General features: G+C 57.2%; 1 protein-coding gene, 1 tRNA gene and 1 pseudogene. All 3 read left to right on the top strand.

The window, feature by feature from the left end; genetic code table 11:
* Window positions 1-252 (top strand): annotated as a pseudogene (locus AWU74_RS06050) (imidazoleglycerol-phosphate dehydratase); the annotation flags it as partial.
* A gap of 197 nt (window positions 253-449) precedes the next feature.
* A tRNA-Gly gene (locus AWU74_RS06045) sits at window positions 450-521 on the top strand.
* A gap of 79 nt (window positions 522-600) precedes the next feature.
* On the top strand, window positions 601-1,029 hold the full coding sequence (gene fabZ, locus AWU74_RS06040) for a 3-hydroxyacyl-ACP dehydratase FabZ (protein WP_062328552.1): 429 nt from the start codon (window positions 601-603) through the stop codon (window positions 1,027-1,029).
* Window positions 1,030-1,031: the final 2 nt, after the last annotated feature.

Genomic DNA, 1,031 nt, shown 5'->3' with positions numbered 1-1,031 from the left:
GGCGCGGCGCTCGTGTCGCTCGGCGCGGACGGGGCGGCGGGCAGCTTTCAGACCGACACGTTCGCGGACTTCTGGCAGGGCTTCGCGTCCGCCGCGCGCTGTAGCCTGCATTTGGACGCGCTCTGCGGGCGGAGCGACCACCACAAAATGGAAGCGCTGTTTAAAGCCGCCGCGCGGGCGCTCCGCGACGCCGTCGCCGTCGACCCGCGGCGGGGCGGCACGGTGCCGTCGGCAAAAGGCGTCATCTGCTGACCCCGTAGGAAACAATCGAGTTTCTTGAGGGAACTGCCGCAAGCCTGTGGTTTGCTGCCGGGCTGGGAACCCGGCATTCAGCCTTTTGCGTGTTTTAACTGCCGCAAAAGAATAGCGGGCAGTAAGTAACTCCAAAAAAAACAAATTGCATAACGTTGACACTTTGAGTGTGTTTTTGCTACAGTGCGAATCATCTCGCGGATGTCGTATAATGGCTATTACCCCAGCCTTCCAAGCTGGAGACGTGGGTTCGATTCCCATCATCCGCTTTTTGCAGGATACGAAAAAGGTTCATGCTGCAGTAGCAGAGCCGCATAAAAAACAGCGCGGAGAGAATCGGAAAATCAGATGAGTGCAACAAAAGACCTTGAAGCCTTGCTTCCGCACCGCAAGCCTTTTCTGTTTATCGACGAAATCGTGTGCGCCGACGACGCGGGAAGCATTTCGCTCCGCACATTCACGCAGGACGATTTTTTCTTTCAGGGGCATTTTCCCGAATATCCCGTCGTGCCCGGCGTCATCCTTGTCGAAACAATGGCGCAGGCGGGCGGCGCGGCGCTGAGCTATCAAAAGGTTTTTGAAGACGGTGCACTTTTCTTCCTCGCCACGGTCGATAACGTAAAATTCCGCCGTCAGGTGCGGCCGGGAGACACGGTTCGCGTCGAAATTGCGAACCTGCGCGTGTCGCCCAAGATGATTAAACAGTACGGCAAAGCGTATGTCGGGGACGAACTCGCGGCGGAAGCGGAATGGATGTGTCTGGTGGGGAAACGGTAAAA

This window comes from Treponema endosymbiont of Eucomonympha sp. (assembly GCF_001028545.1).
The sequence above is the reverse complement of the archived record's forward strand: the minus strand, read 5'-3'. Positions and strand labels throughout refer to the sequence as shown.